This is a genomic window from Bradyrhizobium stylosanthis (assembly GCF_001641335.1).
GTDB lineage: Bacteria > Pseudomonadota > Alphaproteobacteria > Rhizobiales > Xanthobacteraceae > Bradyrhizobium > Bradyrhizobium stylosanthis.
On record NZ_LVEM01000003.1, the window covers coordinates 1416930 to 1434074 of the forward strand.

The 17145-nt window shown below is 57.3% G+C and carries 13 protein-coding genes and 3 pseudogenes; 10 read left to right on the forward strand and 6 right to left on the reverse strand.

Annotated features, from left to right (window positions below):
* Positions 1-382 precede the first annotated feature (382 nt).
* A complete protein-coding gene (gene panD / locus A7X65_RS26235; protein ID WP_063690546.1) occupies positions 383-736 on the reverse strand; it encodes an aspartate 1-decarboxylase in 354 nt (117 codons plus the stop codon).
* A gap of 51 nt (positions 737-787) precedes the next feature.
* A pseudogene (gene bioB, locus A7X65_RS26240) lies at positions 788-1784 on the reverse strand (biotin synthase BioB).
* A gap of 114 nt (positions 1785-1898) precedes the next feature.
* On the opposite strand from bioB, the gene A7X65_RS26245 reads away from it, so the two are divergent.
* Positions 1899-2552, forward strand: a complete 654-nt coding sequence (locus tag A7X65_RS26245; RefSeq protein ID WP_063690547.1) for a GntR family transcriptional regulator — start codon at positions 1899-1901, stop codon at positions 2550-2552.
* Between the two features lie 132 nt (positions 2553-2684).
* Positions 2685-3044: a class I tRNA ligase family protein gene (locus tag A7X65_RS43330; RefSeq protein ID WP_245323849.1), complete on the forward strand. Its 360-nt coding sequence runs from the start codon at positions 2685-2687 to the stop codon at positions 3042-3044.
* A gap of 1803 nt (positions 3045-4847) precedes the next feature.
* Here the strand turns inward: A7X65_RS43330 and A7X65_RS26250 are convergent.
* Positions 4848-6947: a prolyl oligopeptidase family serine peptidase gene (locus A7X65_RS26250; protein ID WP_245323851.1), complete on the reverse strand. Its 2100-nt coding sequence runs from the start codon at positions 6945-6947 to the stop codon at positions 4848-4850.
* A 960-nt stretch (positions 6948-7907) separates the two neighbouring features.
* On the opposite strand from A7X65_RS26250, the gene A7X65_RS42075 reads away from it, so the two are divergent.
* The 3 genes from A7X65_RS42075 to A7X65_RS26260 all read left to right on the forward strand — a co-directional run bounded on the left by A7X65_RS42075 (position 7908) and on the right by A7X65_RS26260 (position 10323).
* A complete protein-coding gene (locus A7X65_RS42075; protein ID WP_145669452.1) occupies positions 7908-8129 on the forward strand; it encodes a hypothetical protein in 222 nt (73 codons plus the stop codon).
* A gap of 31 nt (positions 8130-8160) precedes the next feature.
* Positions 8161-9069, forward strand: coding sequence for a methanethiol S-methyltransferase (gene mddA, locus A7X65_RS26255; protein WP_347336391.1), 909 nt, complete (start codon positions 8161-8163; stop codon positions 9067-9069).
* A gap of 513 nt (positions 9070-9582) precedes the next feature.
* Entirely contained in the window at positions 9583-10323 is a 741-nt protein-coding gene (locus A7X65_RS26260; RefSeq protein ID WP_063690840.1) for an outer membrane protein, read from the forward strand.
* 600 nt (positions 10324-10923) lie between these two features.
* Here the strand turns inward: A7X65_RS26260 and A7X65_RS43730 are convergent.
* The gene (locus tag A7X65_RS43730) at positions 10924-11115 is read right to left on the reverse strand and encodes a LuxR C-terminal-related transcriptional regulator (RefSeq protein ID WP_347336392.1); all 192 of its coding nucleotides are present in this window, start codon (positions 11113-11115) and stop codon (positions 10924-10926) included.
* A 166-nt stretch (positions 11116-11281) separates the two neighbouring features.
* The gene (locus tag A7X65_RS43735; protein ID WP_347336393.1) at positions 11282-11707 is read right to left on the reverse strand and encodes an autoinducer binding domain-containing protein; all 426 of its coding nucleotides are present in this window, start codon (positions 11705-11707) and stop codon (positions 11282-11284) included.
* Between the two features lie 1283 nt (positions 11708-12990).
* Between A7X65_RS43735 and A7X65_RS26270 the strand changes: the two are divergent.
* The 5 genes and pseudogenes from A7X65_RS26270 to A7X65_RS43620 form a co-directional block, all read left to right on the forward strand.
* Positions 12991-13732, forward strand: a pseudogene (locus A7X65_RS26270) (transposase); the annotation flags it as partial.
* Between the two features lie 680 nt (positions 13733-14412).
* Positions 14413-14799 carry a thiamine pyrophosphate-dependent enzyme gene (locus tag A7X65_RS43910; protein WP_082885058.1) on the forward strand — a complete coding sequence of 129 codons (387 nt, stop codon included), beginning with the start codon at positions 14413-14415 and terminating at the stop codon, positions 14797-14799.
* A gap of 508 nt (positions 14800-15307) precedes the next feature.
* A pseudogene (locus A7X65_RS43915) lies at positions 15308-16018 on the forward strand (aldehyde dehydrogenase family protein).
* Positions 16015-16290 carry an aldehyde dehydrogenase family protein gene (locus A7X65_RS43335; RefSeq protein WP_245323853.1) on the forward strand — a complete coding sequence of 92 codons (276 nt, stop codon included), beginning with the start codon at positions 16015-16017 and terminating at the stop codon, positions 16288-16290. The pseudogene A7X65_RS43915 and the gene A7X65_RS43335 overlap by 4 nt, the downstream one beginning before the upstream one ends.
* A complete protein-coding gene (locus A7X65_RS43620; RefSeq protein ID WP_283806178.1) occupies positions 16286-16411 on the forward strand; it encodes a hypothetical protein in 126 nt (41 codons plus the stop codon). Before A7X65_RS43335 ends, A7X65_RS43620 begins: the two co-directional genes overlap by 5 nt.
* A 364-nt stretch (positions 16412-16775) precedes the next feature.
* Here A7X65_RS43620 and A7X65_RS26280 read toward each other — a convergent pair whose 3' ends face one another.
* Positions 16776-16955, reverse strand: coding sequence for a cold-shock protein (locus A7X65_RS26280; protein WP_063690549.1), 180 nt, complete (start codon positions 16953-16955; stop codon positions 16776-16778).
* Between the last annotated feature and the right edge of the window lie 190 nt (positions 16956-17145).

Sequence of the window (17145 nt, forward strand, 5' to 3'; positions counted from 1 at the left end):
GAAGCACCTCGTTCTCCCTCGAAAATCAACCGCAGGTCGGCTTTGGTGGCCGTTCTCGTATCACGCGAGGTCCAAACGATTCGACCTGCAATCACCAGGCCATAACGCGCGGCCTCCCCACGCTCCCTCCGTGCTTAAACCGACGGAGGTCTTTCAGATTTAGACGGTTCTGCGGAACATGAACTAGTCGTTCGACGTGAAATCAATTCCTGCACGCGGAGTGAGGCTGCGCAATCTGTGGTCTTCCTTCAGGACGTTCAACGCCAAGGTATAAGGGGCACAATTTCTCTCCTGGATTGAATTCATTGTGCACTCTGAGGGCTTTGAAATCGCGCAAAATTCTGACCAGCGCGCAGAAAACGGCTTCAGCGTCGCTTGGCGATCAAACCGGCAATATTCGATTCTCTCGATCGACGAGCACAATGCGGGGTCTGAAAGTCTTGGCTTCCGCCTCATCAAGCAAGACGTATGCAAAGATGCTAATTTTGTCTCCGGTTAGCGCCAGTCGCGCAGCCGCACCGTTCAAGTCTACGGTGCCCGAGCCGCGCGGCGCTTCGGTGACAAAAGTGGCGAACCGCGCGCCGGTTTCGACGTTGTGAATTTCGACACGCTCGTTCACCAGGACTCCTGCCGCGTCCAGCAGCGCTCGATCGATTGAGATCGAGCCTTCGTAGTGCAGATTGGCTTCGGTCACCGATGCGCAGTGAATTTTGCCTTTCAACAAGGTAATCTGCATTTCTCACCTAATCTTGGAGGTCTGTCCATAGCGCGCTCGTTGCTGTTCGGTTCAGGCAAGGGCGGATGTGATGCCGAGCTTGGTCAGCAACCTTGCGTCGCGGTCGGCTGTCGGATTCTCAGTCGTCAACGGCACGTCCCCGATAAGAATTGAATTCGCACTTGCCAAAAAAGCACAGTGCGCGCAATTCGTCGCTGATGGAACGCCGCCCGGCGGACAACCGGATTACACTCTTCGGCATCATGATCCGGGCGATCGCGACCAGACGCACCAGCGCGATCGGATCGGGAGCCTCCGTGGCGTCAATGACAGGAACCCCATTGACCTCGTTCCAAAGATTGATCGGCACACTTTCCGGAGGTGTTCGGAGGTCGGCTAGCAGGACGAGCATGTCGAGGCGGTCCTCAACACGTTCGCCCATACCGATAATGCCGCCGCAGCAGATCTTGATGCCCGCCTCGCGCACGTGCTTAAGCGTATCAATACGGTCCTGCAGCGTGCGGGTAGTGATGATCCTGCCGTAAAAATCAGGCGAGGTGTCCACGTTGTGATTGTAGAAGTCGAGTCCCGCCTCGGAAAGCAGCGTCGCCTGTTTCGGCGTCAGCATTCCGAGCGTGACGCAGGTTTCCAGGCCAAGCTCTTTGACGGCGCTAACCATCTCGCAGACCCGATCGAGATCGCGGTCCTTCGGACTTCGCCAAGCCGCAGCCATGCAGAACCGGGTCGCGCCTGCCTCCTTGGCGCGCTGCGCATTCGCGACCACATCGCTGCAATCCATCAGGCGGGTCGCGTTCACCCCCGTCTCGTAGTGCGCGCTCTGCGAGCAGTAGCCGCAGTCTTCCGGGCAGCCACACGTCTTGACGCTGAGCAGGCTAGCTGTTTCGACGTGGTTTTGATCGAAGTTGTTGCGGTGAACGTTTTGCGATCGAAACATCAACTCAGCGAAAGGCTGACCATACAGCGCCTCGGCCTCGACACGTTGCCATTTCCTGCCGACCTGCGCGAGCTCGCAGCTTTCGTTCTGGTCAACTCCTGTACAAACGTCCATAAGCATCGAGCCCGCAATCATAGATAATCGCGCAAATTATCCATCGTCGGCGACATTGGATCGATGCTAATCGATGTGTTATCGGGGCGCACGCATTTTTCCAGTAGATAATCTATGATGGGCGAGAACAGAACGACTTCAGGACGCATCGCCGAGTCGATTGGTGAGCGCATTATCAACGGCGCGCTGCAGCCAGACTCTCCACTTCGGCAGGATCATGTCGCACGGGAATTCAACTCGAGCCACGTCCCGGTGCGCGAGGCTTTTCGACAATTGGAGGCTCAACATCTTGTTGTGAGTGCGCCTCGCCGCGGCGTGCGGGTTGCTCCGCTCGATACGAATTCGGTCAAGGAGATCGCGGAGATGCGTGCTGCGCTCGAGGTGGTCGCGCTACGCAATGCAGCTCCAAAGCTCTCATCCGTCCACTTAGCACGCATTGAACTTGCCATCTTTGAAGGAGACAACGCCAAGACCATTGAGGATTTTGAGATGGCCAACCGGGCCTTTCACTACGCTCTGGTTGCACCCTGTGCGATGCCGCGACTGCTCGCCAGCCTTGATGAACTACAACTTGCGAACTCTAGGCTAGTGTTCGCGATGGCGCGGACGGCCGGCTGGCGCCCACGGTCCAACCAAGATCACCGCCTCATCTTGCAGGCCTTGCGAGGGCGCAACCTTGATCAAGCTTGTAACATGCTCGCGCGTCACATTCAGACCATTGAGCGCTTGGCCCTTCCTCTTGATCAAGAAACACCCATGCCAAGGTAAGTTGCGGAGTGCGGGGTGCAACAGCGCACAATTTTATCATCAAGCAACGATGCAGCAGAGTTGCATTGCGCGGCGCACGATCCCAAGCTAGTTATGCGCGCCCCATCTCTAATAGCACTCCCAGAGCCAGCCATGATCCGTCACATCGTTCTGTTCACCGCCAAGGAGGAGGCGCACATTGACCGGATCATCGAAGGATTATCGGTCCTAAAGAATATCCCGCATGCAAGCGGTTACGTCCAAGTCCGCGAGGGTGTCCAACTCTATTGCGAGCACTGCGATGAATTTGTCGCGGACTCGCTGGCAGCCGGGAATTGTCCGGCATGCAATTCGGCCACCGACAGTAATCTGTGTGAGAACTGTGGCCTGGCAATTCGGCACGACACGCTATGCAACGCCCGGCATACGACGTGCGGCCACAATCTTGTACTAAGGCGGATCGAGCAAGCCGCGTTCGATACGCCCCCCCCCTTGCCCGGGCGCTCGACATAGCCATCGGACAAAGCGCCTGGCCCGAGCCCATACGAGATAAAGCGCGAGCTTGGCTCGCCAGCGATGCGCAAGGTTTACCGATGTCCCGCCACTTCAGTCATGGTGTCGAGCTACTGCACCCTGAAGATCTGTTCGGCCAAACTCCGCTCACATGGTTTGAAGGCTTGTGGTGCTTCGAGACCGGGATCCGCGAGCAATGTGCCAATGACTTTCTGAGCGCAGAATCAACCATGCACGCCCCCTAGTACCCGGCTTGTGTTTTTCATGGGCCAGGACAACCGCTTCTACTACAGAGTTCGATGTCGACGGGTTGGTCACGGCGGCATCTCGCCTTCGGGTTTGGGAAGATGCATTGCGCCAATATGCTAACAACGCCCGCACATTGGACAGTAGACGCCTTAGATCTCGTCTACGCATCCTTACCCAGCGCTACGCGGATGCAATCTAGGAACTCCGATTTTGGGATGCGCGTGATATCGTCGATAGGTACTTCGATGTCGCCGATTTTGCGCGTCATGACAGCGGCCTGTGGAACGCCATGGAAATTTCGTTGTTCCTGAGCCTACTGTATCCTGTGGTACCCGAGCTTTCGATCCGATATGGCCGGCGCACACGCTTCTGCAGGGTAGCCGCTTTTGCGAACCAGAATATTTCCTTCCAAGCGGAGGTTTCTCGTTTTGGGTACGGCTTAACCCCGGAATTGAGGCTAAGACTTTCATCGAGGCTGCGCGCTGCGAGCACGAGGTGCACCTCGGTGCACGGCGGTCATTATGGCCCACGGAATGGCCACCATGTACGCTCGTGCTTTAGCTATCTTCCGATGAATCTAATCGAGGAGGGACTAAGGAGATTGGATAAGCTGCATGCGAAGCTGTGCGGGAGATCGGTACGAACGCTCGCCGAAAACGGCCGACTCGGACTGTGACATGCTCCACTTTTCTGCCGAGCAGTGACGCGTCGGTTCAATACTTAAGCAAATTCGACGACTTTCACCTATCGGTATGCGTTGCAAGAAGCCTCTAAAATTGCCTCCCGAACGGTAGGGATGACGTCCGACGTCTGGCGACGATTGTCTTCCGTGATGAGCGCGGTTGCGGCGGCGACCAGCCGAGCAAAGCATTAAGGACTGCACGGCAGGAGCAACTCCAGCTCGGCGAAGATGATGACCGCGCTGAGTGCATGAGGCCGAACCAGAAGACGCTGAGCGTCTTCCTGCCGATGCGCTCGATCTCGAGGGCTTCCCGCGCGGTGCATTTACCCACACGGCGCGCTGACTAGCGGCGGTGTCCGAGCGGGATTCCTAACTTTAGTGCCTTCTGCCGCAGCGATCCAACCGTTCGGTTTGTAAGTTTTGCGATCTTCGTAACGGGTGTCTTCGCCCTAGAGTGTGCGCGCAGTTCCTTTACATCCGTCTTCGTGTACTCGCGACGTACAATCTTCTTGTTCAGCGTCTTGGGCATAACAACTCCGTTGGCATTCCGTGCACACATGTAGCAGGGATGAAGTGGAGCTGCCAAGCATGCCAGGGTTGCATGCGCGAAACCTCCTGAACCCATCGGATGCCCTCACTCGAAGCTTAGGGGCGACCTGAAGCTGCTCTGTCACTTGGCCATATGTCCACTGCCAAGCAGAAATCTGGGCGGTACACACTGATAGTGCACGAACGCACGCCCAACAAGCGTTCCCAAAGCAGTGAACTCGAGACGCCTACGCTCGCTTCGGACCCCGCGCTGGTCTGCGTCGCCTAAAATCCAGCCAGCAATTTCAGGCTCGTGTTTGCAAGATCGTAGGGGCGACGCTCACTTACGCCTTCCCGTCCAACCAGCCAATCTTGCTTTTCAGGAACTGGAAGCCCAGCACCTGAAAGCCGGCATGATCCTTATTGTCCCTGCCATAGCCGTGACCGCCCGCGGCCGGCTCGTAGAGATAAGCCTCATAGCCCATCCCCTGAAGCTTGGCGACCATCTTGCGGGCGTGTCCGGGATGGACCCGATCGTCCCGCCGCGTCGTGGCAATCAGGATCGGCGGGTAGTCTTGCCCGGGCTTGGCAATATGGTAGGCGGAATAGGTCTTGAGCCATTCCCATTCTTCGAGCTTATCAGGGTCGCCAAATTCCGCGATCCAACTCGCGCCCGCAAGCAGCTTCGTGTAGCGGCGCATGTCAATCAGCGGGATGGTACAGAACAGAGCGCCGAAATGCTCAGGATAGCGCGTCAGCATATTGCAGATGAGAATGCCGCCGTTCGATCCGCCCTCGGCCGCGATCCGCTTTGCCTGTGTGACGCCGCGGCGGACAAGGTCGGCCGCAACGCTTGCGAAGTCATCATGGGAGAGCCGCTTGCCGGCGAGCCGTCCGGCATCGTGCCATCGTGTGCCGAACTCACCGCCGCCGCGCAAATGTGCCTGCACCGTTGTACCACCACGCTCGAGCCACAGCTTGCCGAGCGCCGAATTATAGCACGGCTTGACTGAAATGCCGAACCCACCATAACCGCTCATATGGACGGGCGCCTCGCCAGTCTCCTGTTTCGGTCCTGTCTGGACGTAGGGAATGCGCTCACCGTCGACCGAGATCGCCTCATGCTGGGTGACCACCAGACCATCAGCGACAAAGGTCTTGGGCGCCTCCTTCAGCACGGCTGGACTTGCGACGCCTTGCTCCAGGAGCATCAGTAACGGGGGCGTGAGGGGATCCTCGATCTTTGCGAGCAGGTCACCATTACTCTCGGATGGATCGCGATCAAGCGGCCAGGCATTGACGAGGCCCATATCGGGAAGCATGCTCAGCTGCTCGCGCCCCCAAGTCGTAGGAAAAGGCGTGCAGATCTCGAACACCGGACGCAGCTCGTCGAGGAGGGAGAGGACAAGCTTTCCATCGACCCAGAAAAATCCCTGCAGTGCTCGCCGCGGCGAGTTTGCCAGAAATTGGACCGAGAAATTGCGGTTTCCAGCGAGAAAGGCCGTCAGCGATATGCCGAGCAGGGTATCTGTCGGGTAGATTACTCCCTCGATTGTCGCGGCCGAGCGGAGCTTCACTGCTAGCCAATCCTGATGCGCCTCCAGCCGGATATCGGTAGGAAGGTCGAGCTTGATGTGCGCCCCTTGTTCGGTTCCAAGCCATGTGTGGGAATTGAAGAAATTCAGCTGTTCGGTGAACCAGACCCGCTTCTCTTGGCCGGTACGATCGATTCTGCAGCTGACGCCCGTGTGATCGGCGATCGTCTCAAACACCACGCGCGCTCGTTCGATGGGTTCACCGCGGCGCCACAATCGGACGGTCCGCGCATAGCCCGACAATGTCGCCATGCCCTCGCCATAGGCGCTGGACAATAGCAGCGCATTCTGATCGACCCAAGCGGCACTACCCTTCGCTTCATCGAGCACAAAACCATCAGGCACAAAACTCTTCTTAGTCAGTTCGAACTCCCGCAGTGTCACAGCATCGCTACCGCCCAGTGACAGAGCGAGTATCACTTGCGAGCTACCAGGCAGCATGGCGATCCAGCTTATAAGCCAGTCCTTCCGTTCAATGGCCGCGAGCCGATCCACATCGAGTAAAACATCCCATGACGGCTTCGACTTTCGAAACTCTGCTAAAGTCGTCCGCCGCCAGAGCCCCCTCGGATTGTCTGCATCTTTCCAAAGGTTGTAGAGATGATCACCGTGCCGGCTGACATAGGGTATATTGTCCGCCCGGTCATAGATCGAAGCCAGTTCGTCGCGATCCTGCATGAATGAGGCTCCGCCAAAGACCTCCAGAGTTTTGCCATTTTGCTGCTCGACAAATTCGAGCGCCTGCGTCCCCTCTATCTCTTCCAGCCAGAGATACGGATCATCGTCGGGAACGGATAGCGTTGGCCTTCCATGACTTATCTGCTCTCGGGGCGAGTTCGCTTCAGACACAATTCACTCCTACCTCAACCGCGCTTCGATACGCCGCCAATGCATGCTCCATTTGCCTTCAGGCTACAACCTGACGCGCTAGTCACTTCAAGCTCATTCCTCAACTAATAGCAGTTGAACGTCGCCTCTCAGGCTTTGGACGTTCTGAGGAGCAAAATCTTTCTGCGGATCAGAAGACGATTCACGCTCTAATCGTTATTCCGATCGCCGCTTTATGTGAACGGATCGCTGACGGGCAGGTTTGGGATGCGCGGCGTGCTTCCCAGCCGCGGCTCTCGCACATGGCGAACAGTCTTTTTGTTTCCAGTGGCCCCTAAACACGGAACTGCCGCGACCGGAGCGCCCAAGACGCTGCTCGAGGAGCGTCTCGCCGCCATTAGCGTGTGCGATCACCGTAAAGGGCCGGCAGACCTCTTCTCAAGTCGAATCGAGCGACTGCCGCGCCTCCTCCGTCACGGCGAGACTTCTCCGCTCCCAATGCTCATTCGCCGCACCGCCACACCGCGGGCGTCATCGACCGTGATGATCGTTTCGAAAAGCTGGCGGAACTACCGAGCGGCTAGCGGTGTCAATTGCGACGACCAGGTGAGGCGTTGGAAGTCCGGACATGCCTACTCGAGCCACCGTCGCATTGTATTTTGAAGCGTGTCCGAAGTATTACGGCACCGACTCGCGCTCTCGATCGCATTATCCTCAAGACTCGCACAAGCGCGGCGGAGGAGTAGCTGGCGTCACATAGTTGCCTATCTTGGCCGCACTGCACGGTGACTACGGTGGTGTCAAAAATCCCACAAGTTTCAGTATTTCCACTTTCGAGCCGCTGATGGCACGCCCGTTCTCGCGTTAGCTAAGAGGTGCGCCCTCCTCCGCGATCGGCATGCCATTTGCTCGGCTGATGACGAAGGCCCTGAAAGTGATGTTGCTCGCAGCGAACTGCAAAAGGAGCAACAGGAGTTCACGATGAAAGCTGTGCATCACCATACCGGTCTGAGGCTAGTCAGACATGGCTTTGCCCTGGCCCGCATTGCTCAGCGGTCCGGTACATTCAGTGCCTCGCTGCTGGTGATGAAGATCATCGGGCACCGATTAGCGCCGCATATCGGCAGCATCTCCAACGGATGTGGAGCACCACGCGGCTTTGCTCAAATGATTCTCGTGGCTCATCAGTGCGTCACGCCTTGAGCGAGCCGTCGCCTTAAAGCGGAGTCGATCAATGCTCAAGATAAACTCTAAGAGACGAGCAGGTTGCCAAATACGATCGGCTCGATTTATCCCGTTCCTCTACGGTTTGATGGCTTACGCGATGTCCCTTTTCACGATTGTCTACGCGGTCGGCTTCGATGGCATAGGTGCGCCGAAGACGATTGATAGCGGACGCAGCGCGCCGGTCATCCATTCCCTTTCCATAAATCTCTTGTTGATGGCTCTGTTCGCTACGCAGCACACCGGCATGGCCCGCAAGTGGTTCAAGAATTGGTGGACGCGTTATGTTCCGAACAGCATTGAACGATGTACTTACGTGCTCATAACGAGCCTATGCCTCATGTTGCTATTCTGGCAGTGGAGACCGCTTACCACGATTGTTTGGCGGGTCGAGGACCCCGACATATTCGTAATGGTTGCGACGCTATCATTCATTGGCTGGGCGCTCGTGTTTACCAGCACGTTTCTTATCGATCATCTCGAATTGTTCGGACTGCGTCAGGTCTACGCCAAACTCAGGGGTCGCGGCATACCGGCACCTCAGTTCCGGACGCCGCTATACTACAAATACGTGCGACATCCCCTTTATCTCGGCTTTATCATCGCCTTCTGGGTCGCGCCGGTCATGACAATCGGGCATTTACTGTTTGCGGCCGTAACCACTACCTACATCTTTGTCGGGATTTTCTTCGACGAGCGAGATCTTCTCAAACTGTACGGGAGCAGTACCACCAGTACAAGCCACAAGCCTGCATGCTCATCCCGTGGCGCAAAGTACGCTCATAGGGATCAGATAGATAATGGGGACCCGACCGAAATGGCCATCGCCAGCCTCAAAGTTGCACTAGAAAGCTCGCGAGCGGCCCAGCTCCGTTTCAGGCACCATCATGCCCGAAGCAACCAAAGGCAAGCACTCTGACGTTCGCCGCTGCGCACGCAGAAAAGCACCACATGAGTCCGACTCGGTACAGCGAATTGTTTCAGCGCGCGGCCGCCTTGGTACCTTAAAGCCATGATAATACAGTGCGGAGCTCTCCATGGCCCGATTGGCAATACTGCGCGGCCGCGCCCCGGTCCATTCTCTCGCAGATGAATGCGAAAGCTTCGAGGAAAGCACATTTGTGGCCGTTGCCGGTCCAAATGCACTCGTGCCGCACTCTATCCTTTATTCATAAGCAACCGCATTGGGGGCGGCCGGCGTTCATCAACGAGCTTCGACACACAGACACCTTCTGCATTGTCGGAATTTGCGCGCGCGTCTGGTACAGATCGATGCGTTCATTGCTCTCCGACAATCAAGCGTACAACCTCACGCAGCGTCAGGATCAAGTCGTTTCTTTGAGAGCGAATGTTGCGCCGCAGTTACAGCAATTCGCGTTGGCGCTGCTATCACGCGCGAGGCTGGGGGCCACTAAAGGAAATGAAGCTCGAAATGAAGAACTTGTTGCTTATGACTGCGAGCATCGTCGCAATCACCGCTGCGGCACCTGCAATCGCTGCGGATCTCGCTCCACAGCCCGTTTACACCAAGGCGCCAGCCCCACCGGTCGCGTTCGCACTCTACGACTGGAGCGGCTTCTATGCTGGTGTCAACGGCGGCTGGGGATCGAGCCATAACTCGTGGGATTTCGCAGGCACGCCCCCTGAGGGCTCCCACGACGCAAGCGGCGGCACGGTGGGTGGACAGATCGGCTATCGCTGGCAGATCGGCCAGACAGTGCTTGGCGTCGAAGGCCAGGGCAACTGGACCGATTTCAACGGCTCCAATGTCAGCACTGCTTCTCCAAGCAACAGGAACCAGACAAGGGTCGATGCGTTCGGCCTGATCACTGGCCAGATCGGATATGCCGTCAGCAACGTTCTGCTGTACGCGAAAGGGGGCACTGCGATCGTTGGCAGCAGCTATCAGGTTAACTCCGTTGCTTCAGGCACGCAGCTTGGGAGCGCGGACACCACACGTTGGGGCGGCGTCGTTGGCGCCGGATTCGAGGTCAACTTGACGCCCAACTGGACAGCTGGACTCGAGTACGACCACGTGTTCATGCCGACTAGCGACGTGAACTTCACCGCCGCCGGTGGCGGCTCGTTTGGGAACGATCGCATCCGCCAAGATTTCGACGTCGTGACCGCGCGAGTCAATTACAAATTTATCTGGCCCGTAGCTCTCAAGTAACGATCTCCTTACCTCCAAACAGCAATCGAGAGCCCCGGCCCTATGGGTCGGGGCTCCTTCTTGATTAATTCAAGAGCGCAAGGTCGCTTAGGTGCCTCCATGTTTTAGAAGTGCCAGCTCTAACGCATTTCATGTCCGTTCAGGTCGTCTCGGATTATGTGCTGAGCGACACCGAACGCGGGAGGGCGCCGCAGTGTGACCGGTCCACAACTACGTTCGAGGTGTGTCACTGCCGATCTGCGCAAAAGCTTCGGCTTCGTTGATCCAGCGCCAGTAAACAGGTCAAACGCCGCGAGGTTGGGGCTTCTTGCTAGCTTATCGCATTTAATCCCCGATGGCCTGAAGTACGGTGATCACAGCAGAGGACGTTCCGTCATGCCTGCGAGGCACGCTGCAAGGCGATCTGCAAGGTTGGATGATGTGTGACCTGGATTATCCGCGAGCGACCGATTTACTGTGAAACGCACGTTAGCGATCCTAGTCGCCGCGAAAACTACGTTGAGCTCCCTGCCGTCACTTCGCCAGCGCGCGGCTCGCTTCTTCCGCAGATCAGCTTGCGACGTTCGTGTGGCGGCGTCCTGCGAGCGGAGGCGACGCCAGTTAGGCCACCATCGGCGTTGCCAACGCAGGCTCGGCAAATTCAGTGAGCCCTAGACGAATCGCCTTTGCGAGACCATGAGTCCGGTTCGCTGTGCCGAGCTTGCGTACTGCGTTCTTCATGTGGAAATTGATCGTATTCTCGCTCACGTTCAGTATCTTCCCGATTTCCCAGGAGGATTTGCCCTCCGCCACCCATCGTAGGCAATCCTTCTCGCGCTCGGATAGGCTTACTCTGTTCGACCACTATCCGAGGGCCTCGCGATCTCCGCAAATGCAGTATGGAATTGCCAGGCCAGCGCGTTGAGATGCTTCACATTCCTCTGAGGATCGGCACAATCAAAGCGGGATGCGAATGATATCACAGATATTCGCCCTGATGGCTAAACAATGGCACGCTGACACCATTCTTCAGGCCTGCCTCTCTCGCCTCCCGTAGTACACGTTGTTCACATGCCTGCAATCGATGCCCTTTGGCGAGCTCGTCCCATAGAAACGGACCCGCAAACATCGGCGTCCGTCGGACCACCGGATCGAGGGCGTAGTACTTGCGTTCCAGATAGCGCCGGCACCACTCAGGCGGAACCTTCGTAGCTACCAGAGGCGGTGGACACCCCGGTAGACGAAGCGGCTCCGGGAAGGTGAGTGCTTTGAGAGATTGCGTTTGATCAGCGCATTCGACGAAGCTAAAGAGATTCATATGGCGCCTCACGCGAACGCGCCGAAAGGCCGTTGTGCGCCGTTCGATTTGGTCTGTTTCAGACGAGGTTCGTTGCGGTTCTGACATGCTCCAGCTCGCAACGCAGTCGCACGAATGTGGCGGTAGCTAGGGTTTGAAAGGTCCGTCGGCGCAGGTAGACATGCACGCGTTGCCGATATCGGAAAAATCGGGGCGCCGGCGTATTCCGGCCAGTATGCATTACCGTGTCCAGATTGCTTCGGTCGGCGATAAAATCGTGGCGGATCGCGCGGGAAATGCCTTCCCCTACATTTCGTCGCAAGTCGATTGGCCTTGTTGGCCTTCCCGCTACGCCCAGCAAGCACCAGCCAATTGTTCGATCGCGCGCGGGGCGAGATCGGGACTTCAAGGCTTAGGCAGGCGCCTGCGCCGCGGTACGCAGATTTTCTTGATACCCGGCTCCAGCTGCTTGTTCCCACCATCAATGACCCGGTTGCGAGCGAAGATGAGTCAGCTCTATGGCCAATCAATTCTTCCGTATCACGAACAGCGGCGCATAGCTGTTCGGCAGCGAGCCGGGGGGCGGAGCAGACGCGATCTTTGAAGCGCGCGGCCGCCCTCGAACTATTCCCGCAAGTCCACCGCTCCTCTCAGCACGAGCCGATCGAAGCCGTTCATGCTGGTCACCGCCGTGCTGCTCGCTGAGATTGGAGAGATGTTGCGCGGCGGTACGGACAAGCTCCGGAGCCCGATTGATGTAAAGAACGCTGAGCATCTGCTTCCCCGAGAACTTTGCAAGGCACGAAATGAGCACAGCAAGTGTCGTACCAGCCGCGCCCTCGGGAAAACTAAGTCGTCAAGACAAGCACTTGGAAGAGATTGATGAGTCTCAACCGAATTGAAGCACTGCGACTTAAGTCGGATTTGCGACAGCTTGTACTAGCCACGACGCCCTCGACGTGGATCAGGGCTCTCGTGATTATGGGAAGGCCACAAGATTACATGCTCGTACGAAGCGGTGAACGCGCAAACACGGCTACACGCACCCGAGCGGCCGAATATTTTACCGACTTGCGCCGGACGATGAATGCATTTCCGGCCCAGTTAGGATCTCGCAATACGATTAGCATGAAGCTCAACTTCAATGCGCCGGGCTTTCCTTACATCTGCATTTTGCGTGCCAGTCAACTGCTAGCGTTTGCAATTGATCGAGCCGACAGAGACGTACCAAGAAGTGCTTGATCAAGGCAAGCCTCGCGCCTCAGAAAATTCGGCATGCAATAGAGATCTGTTCGCAAAAACGGGCCCTATCTCGCAGGCCGTTGAAAAAGGCACTCACCATCGACCGGCGATCGTGATTCATTGGCTCCGACGGGATTCGGAGACGGTGCGTGCGCGGCGGCGACGATCGAACCGACGAGCTGTTTAGCTACGTTGATCTGGAGGCGCGGGTGCGGCGTGATCATCCGCTACGAGCGATCCCGACGGTTGTGAACGACGGACTGTCGGCGCTGGAGCGCGAGTTTGCTGCGCTCTCTATTCGCCGATTGGGCGACCGTCTATCCCGGCAAAAAAGTTGCTGCGGTCTATCCTGTTGTGGGAGTTTTATTCGCTCCGCTCGGAGCGGCATTTGATAGAGCGGGTGGATACGATGTGCTGTTCCGCTGTTCGTGGCAATCGGCGTTGACGACGCGGTCTGGGACCATTCGGTGTTCTCGAAGAACCGCGACCGGCTGCTGGAAGGCAACATCGCGGCCAAGGTGCTGCCGCAGCCCAAAGGTGAATAGGCTTCTGTCGAGCGATCATTTCTCGGTCGATGGCACGCTGATCGAGACCTGGGCCCCGATGAAGAGCGTCAAGCCGAAGGACGGCTCCGGCGAGCCGCCGGCGCCAGGCGGCGGGCGCAATGCCGATGCGGACTTTCATGGCCAGAAACGCTCGAACTACATCCATGCTTCGACCACCGATCCAGACGCCAGGCTGTACCGCAGGGGCAGAGGCAAGGAGACAAAGCTGCGCTTCATCGGACACGAGTTGATGGAGAACCGCCACGGCCTGCTGATCGACGCCCGCCTGACGCAGGACGACGGGCATGCAGAACGGGTGGCCGCGCTGCACATGATCGAGCCTCGTGGGCTGCTCTTCATTAATCTCGTGAGTGCGACATGGCGATTCCGACCGATGCCCATCGTCGAAGCTCCGGACGGCTGGTACAGTCTCTTCTCCGGAGTCCCCTGACCTGTTCGATGAAGCGGCTCGGTGGCGATCCCTGCTGCCAATGAAGGCTTTGCAGTTGCCTTAGCCGCGGGTGCGGTGCTGTCTGGTCGTGGCGCTTAAGAACTCCGGTTTCGGAAATATCATCAACCCGCTGACGTCACTCTTAATGTTCAGCGAAAGACCGGTCCTGCTCCTCCTATCCGTCCGCGGCCACCCGATGAGCCTGCCGACGAGCCACAACACACGATTATGGGAGCCTAAACAGCGGCCGTCCTAGACTGCTCTCTATTGAGTGGTGCGACTTCGATGGCACTGGTTCCGGAGTAGATCACGCAATCGCGCGCAGCGACGAATTATTTCGCAAAGGCGCGCCGTTTGCGCTGCTTTTTCGGAGTGCGCAGTTATCCAGTGGCAACGCAGTAAAACGACCGCAAGCATAACCGATAGCACCTCAGTGTCGGAGACGTCATCGAGACGATTTGCAAGCGGATCGATTCAGATGCCCTCATTGTTTCTACGTCCAGATTTATCTCTCGTGAGCTGTTCCGGGTCCGGGATGCTCCACTGAATTTCTATGTCCAGGGCGCCCTGGGACATTGTGGCGCAGTCGCGGCGGGCTCGCGCTTGCAGCGCCCGCGAAATCGATCCTGCCACTGGATGGAGATGGCAGCGCCCTAATACACATGGGCGCTCTCTCGACCATCGGCTACGGACGCCCAAACAATCTGATCCACGTGGCGCTGAACAACGAGGGCTATATTTCTACAGGTGGTCAGCTCTCGACCTCGCGAACATCATCTCCCGACGCCGTCGCCTCAGCCTGCGGGTATCGCGCGACCGCCCTTTGTAAACGGTCAGATCATGTCATAGCTGTCACGCAGCAATGCCTGAGGACGCGTGGGCCTCACTTCGTAGTTTGCAAGGTCAATCGGCAGCATTCCTCACCGCTTCCCCGCGTCACCTCCCGATATTCGCCCCTTTAGAACAAGACCACATTCCAGCGAGCGCTCCACACCCGCAAGCCAGCTACGGCAGGGTAGACGGATATGGTGCACGAAGCCACCTTATTCCAGACTTGCGGTCCTGCGCCTTGTCTGCATTGGCAGTCGCATCCAAAGCGACTTACCATCGAAGAACCGCTCCGACGGCATGGCTGCCGGCCAGTGCATCTGTCGCCCACGAAGCCGCGGCACAATCCGGCAATCTCAACGTTGCATCCTGCTTGAGCTATCCCATGCCTGATATACACCAAGACTATCATCCGATGCTCATAGCAGGTTCGCCTTCCCATTTGAACCTGATGATCGAAGTGAGGAATCCTTTCACGGGGATGCTGGTAGGCAAAGTGTCGCAGGCACGACCGGAACATGTCCTGAGCGTTTCAGGCAGCGGCGCGCACTCGCCCCCAGCTGACCCGACGCGAACGGACAGATATTCTCCTCCGGGACCGCAAACGCGGTAAGACGGGATCAAGATCACCTTGCTCGGCTCATTACGTCGGAGACTGGTCTCTGCCTGAAAGACGCGCTGCATGAAACCAAACGCGCATATGACGTCTGGTCTTTTGCTGCCAACGCAATGATTCAGAGCGAGGGCGAGATTTGTCCATGCGACGTCGACACAACGCCTCACAAGCGAGGCATCTTTTCCATGCGTAGGCCTCTTGTCGGTATGATCTCGGCAATCACTCCATTCAATATTGTCAGCCATAAACTCGCTCCGGCCATTGCGACAAACAACCGCGTGGTACTAAACCCGTCCGAGCGAGCTCCACTAACTGCCCTGGCGCTTGGCAGGATCCTGTTTGACCAGGGGCTGCCAGAGGAGATGCTCTCAACACTCACAGGAACTCCGGAGTTGCTGGAAGCTGCTATGTTCACCACCCGGACGCGGAGCTGGTAACATCTACAGGGTCAGTTTGCGTCGGGCGATACATTGCCGAACGAGCCGGATACCGGAAAGCTCATACTCGAGCTCGGAGAGAACGACCCAATCATCGTTCTTGAGGATGCTGATCCCGAACGGGCCGCGCATTTGGCTGTCCAAGGTGCAATCAAGAATTCGGGGCAACGATGCACAGCCGTCAAGCGCGCTTTAGCAGCCGAAACTATCGCGGACGATTTTACGGACCGTGCGCTCCATTATATGCGGCAGCTCATGACCGGCGACCCCAGCGACTCCTTCGTGGACGTCGGGACGTGATCAGCCAAGAGGCCGCTCAACTTATCGCTCGACGTGTTGCCGGCGCGATCGATGATCGTGCGGTCTGCTTACTCGGCAGTCGGCCTCTCGGCGCAATTTATCCACCTACGCTCCTGGATCATGTTCGAGCGACCTCCGAACTTGTTGTCGAAGAAACATTCGGCCCCGTGCTGCCAATCATCCGTTGCCCAAACGAGATCGACCAGATCATATCAATCGCGAAACGCGACCAAGTTTGGACTTTCCGCAGCAGTTTGCTCGAACAGGATTGATCATGTCCCCAGACTGATCAATGGTCTCGACGTAGGAAACGTGAACGTATGGGAAGTCCCCGGTTATCGGACCGAAATGACGCCCTTCGGGGGGGATCAAGCAATCTGGGCTCGACTATAAGGAGGGCGTTCTCGAGGCGATGCGCGGATTCACGCAGCTGAAGACGTACTCACTCCCTTGGCCGGTTTAGGCCCGCAACGGACCATGTTCCGAAATTTGATTCATGGAAGAGGGGAGCCTGCTCGCCGCCAGTCATGGCCATCAAGAGCGACGATGAAACGGAAATCGGACCAGGTAAGGCTCCCGCGGAATGACTGCCAAACAGGATTCAGTGTCAAACATGCCGGCAGTGCTCGGACGAGCGACGATCCGCATATTGTTGTAACGACGTAAGCACCCAACAATTTCTCAAAATTCCGGCATACCTGCCGTCCTTCCAGCCGTTCGCACAAGAAATCCGCCCCGGCTCTGCTTTTGCGCGGCATCAATGCGGGAGTCGCCCCTCCTTGAGCTCATAACTTACCCGAGCTCCCTCTTTCAGAGCGGTGTAACCGGCCTTTGCTACCGCGCTCAAGTGCACAAAGACATCGGCGCGACCATCCTCGGGCCTGATGAATCCGTAACCCTTGGACGAGTTGAACCACTGCACAATACCCATTGCCACTTTGGCACCTCCATAGTGAACATGTGTGATCTACGAGTTTGTTGGCCATCAAGAGCAACGGCAAAAACCATGCGGCTCCGATCCCGTCGCTTTCTATCGGGATTTCGCTCCGATATTCGAACAACAAAGATTCCGATGACGCGAAGAACTTTCGCGTGCTGCGGTGGTAATCCGGCTGAATGCACGGCAC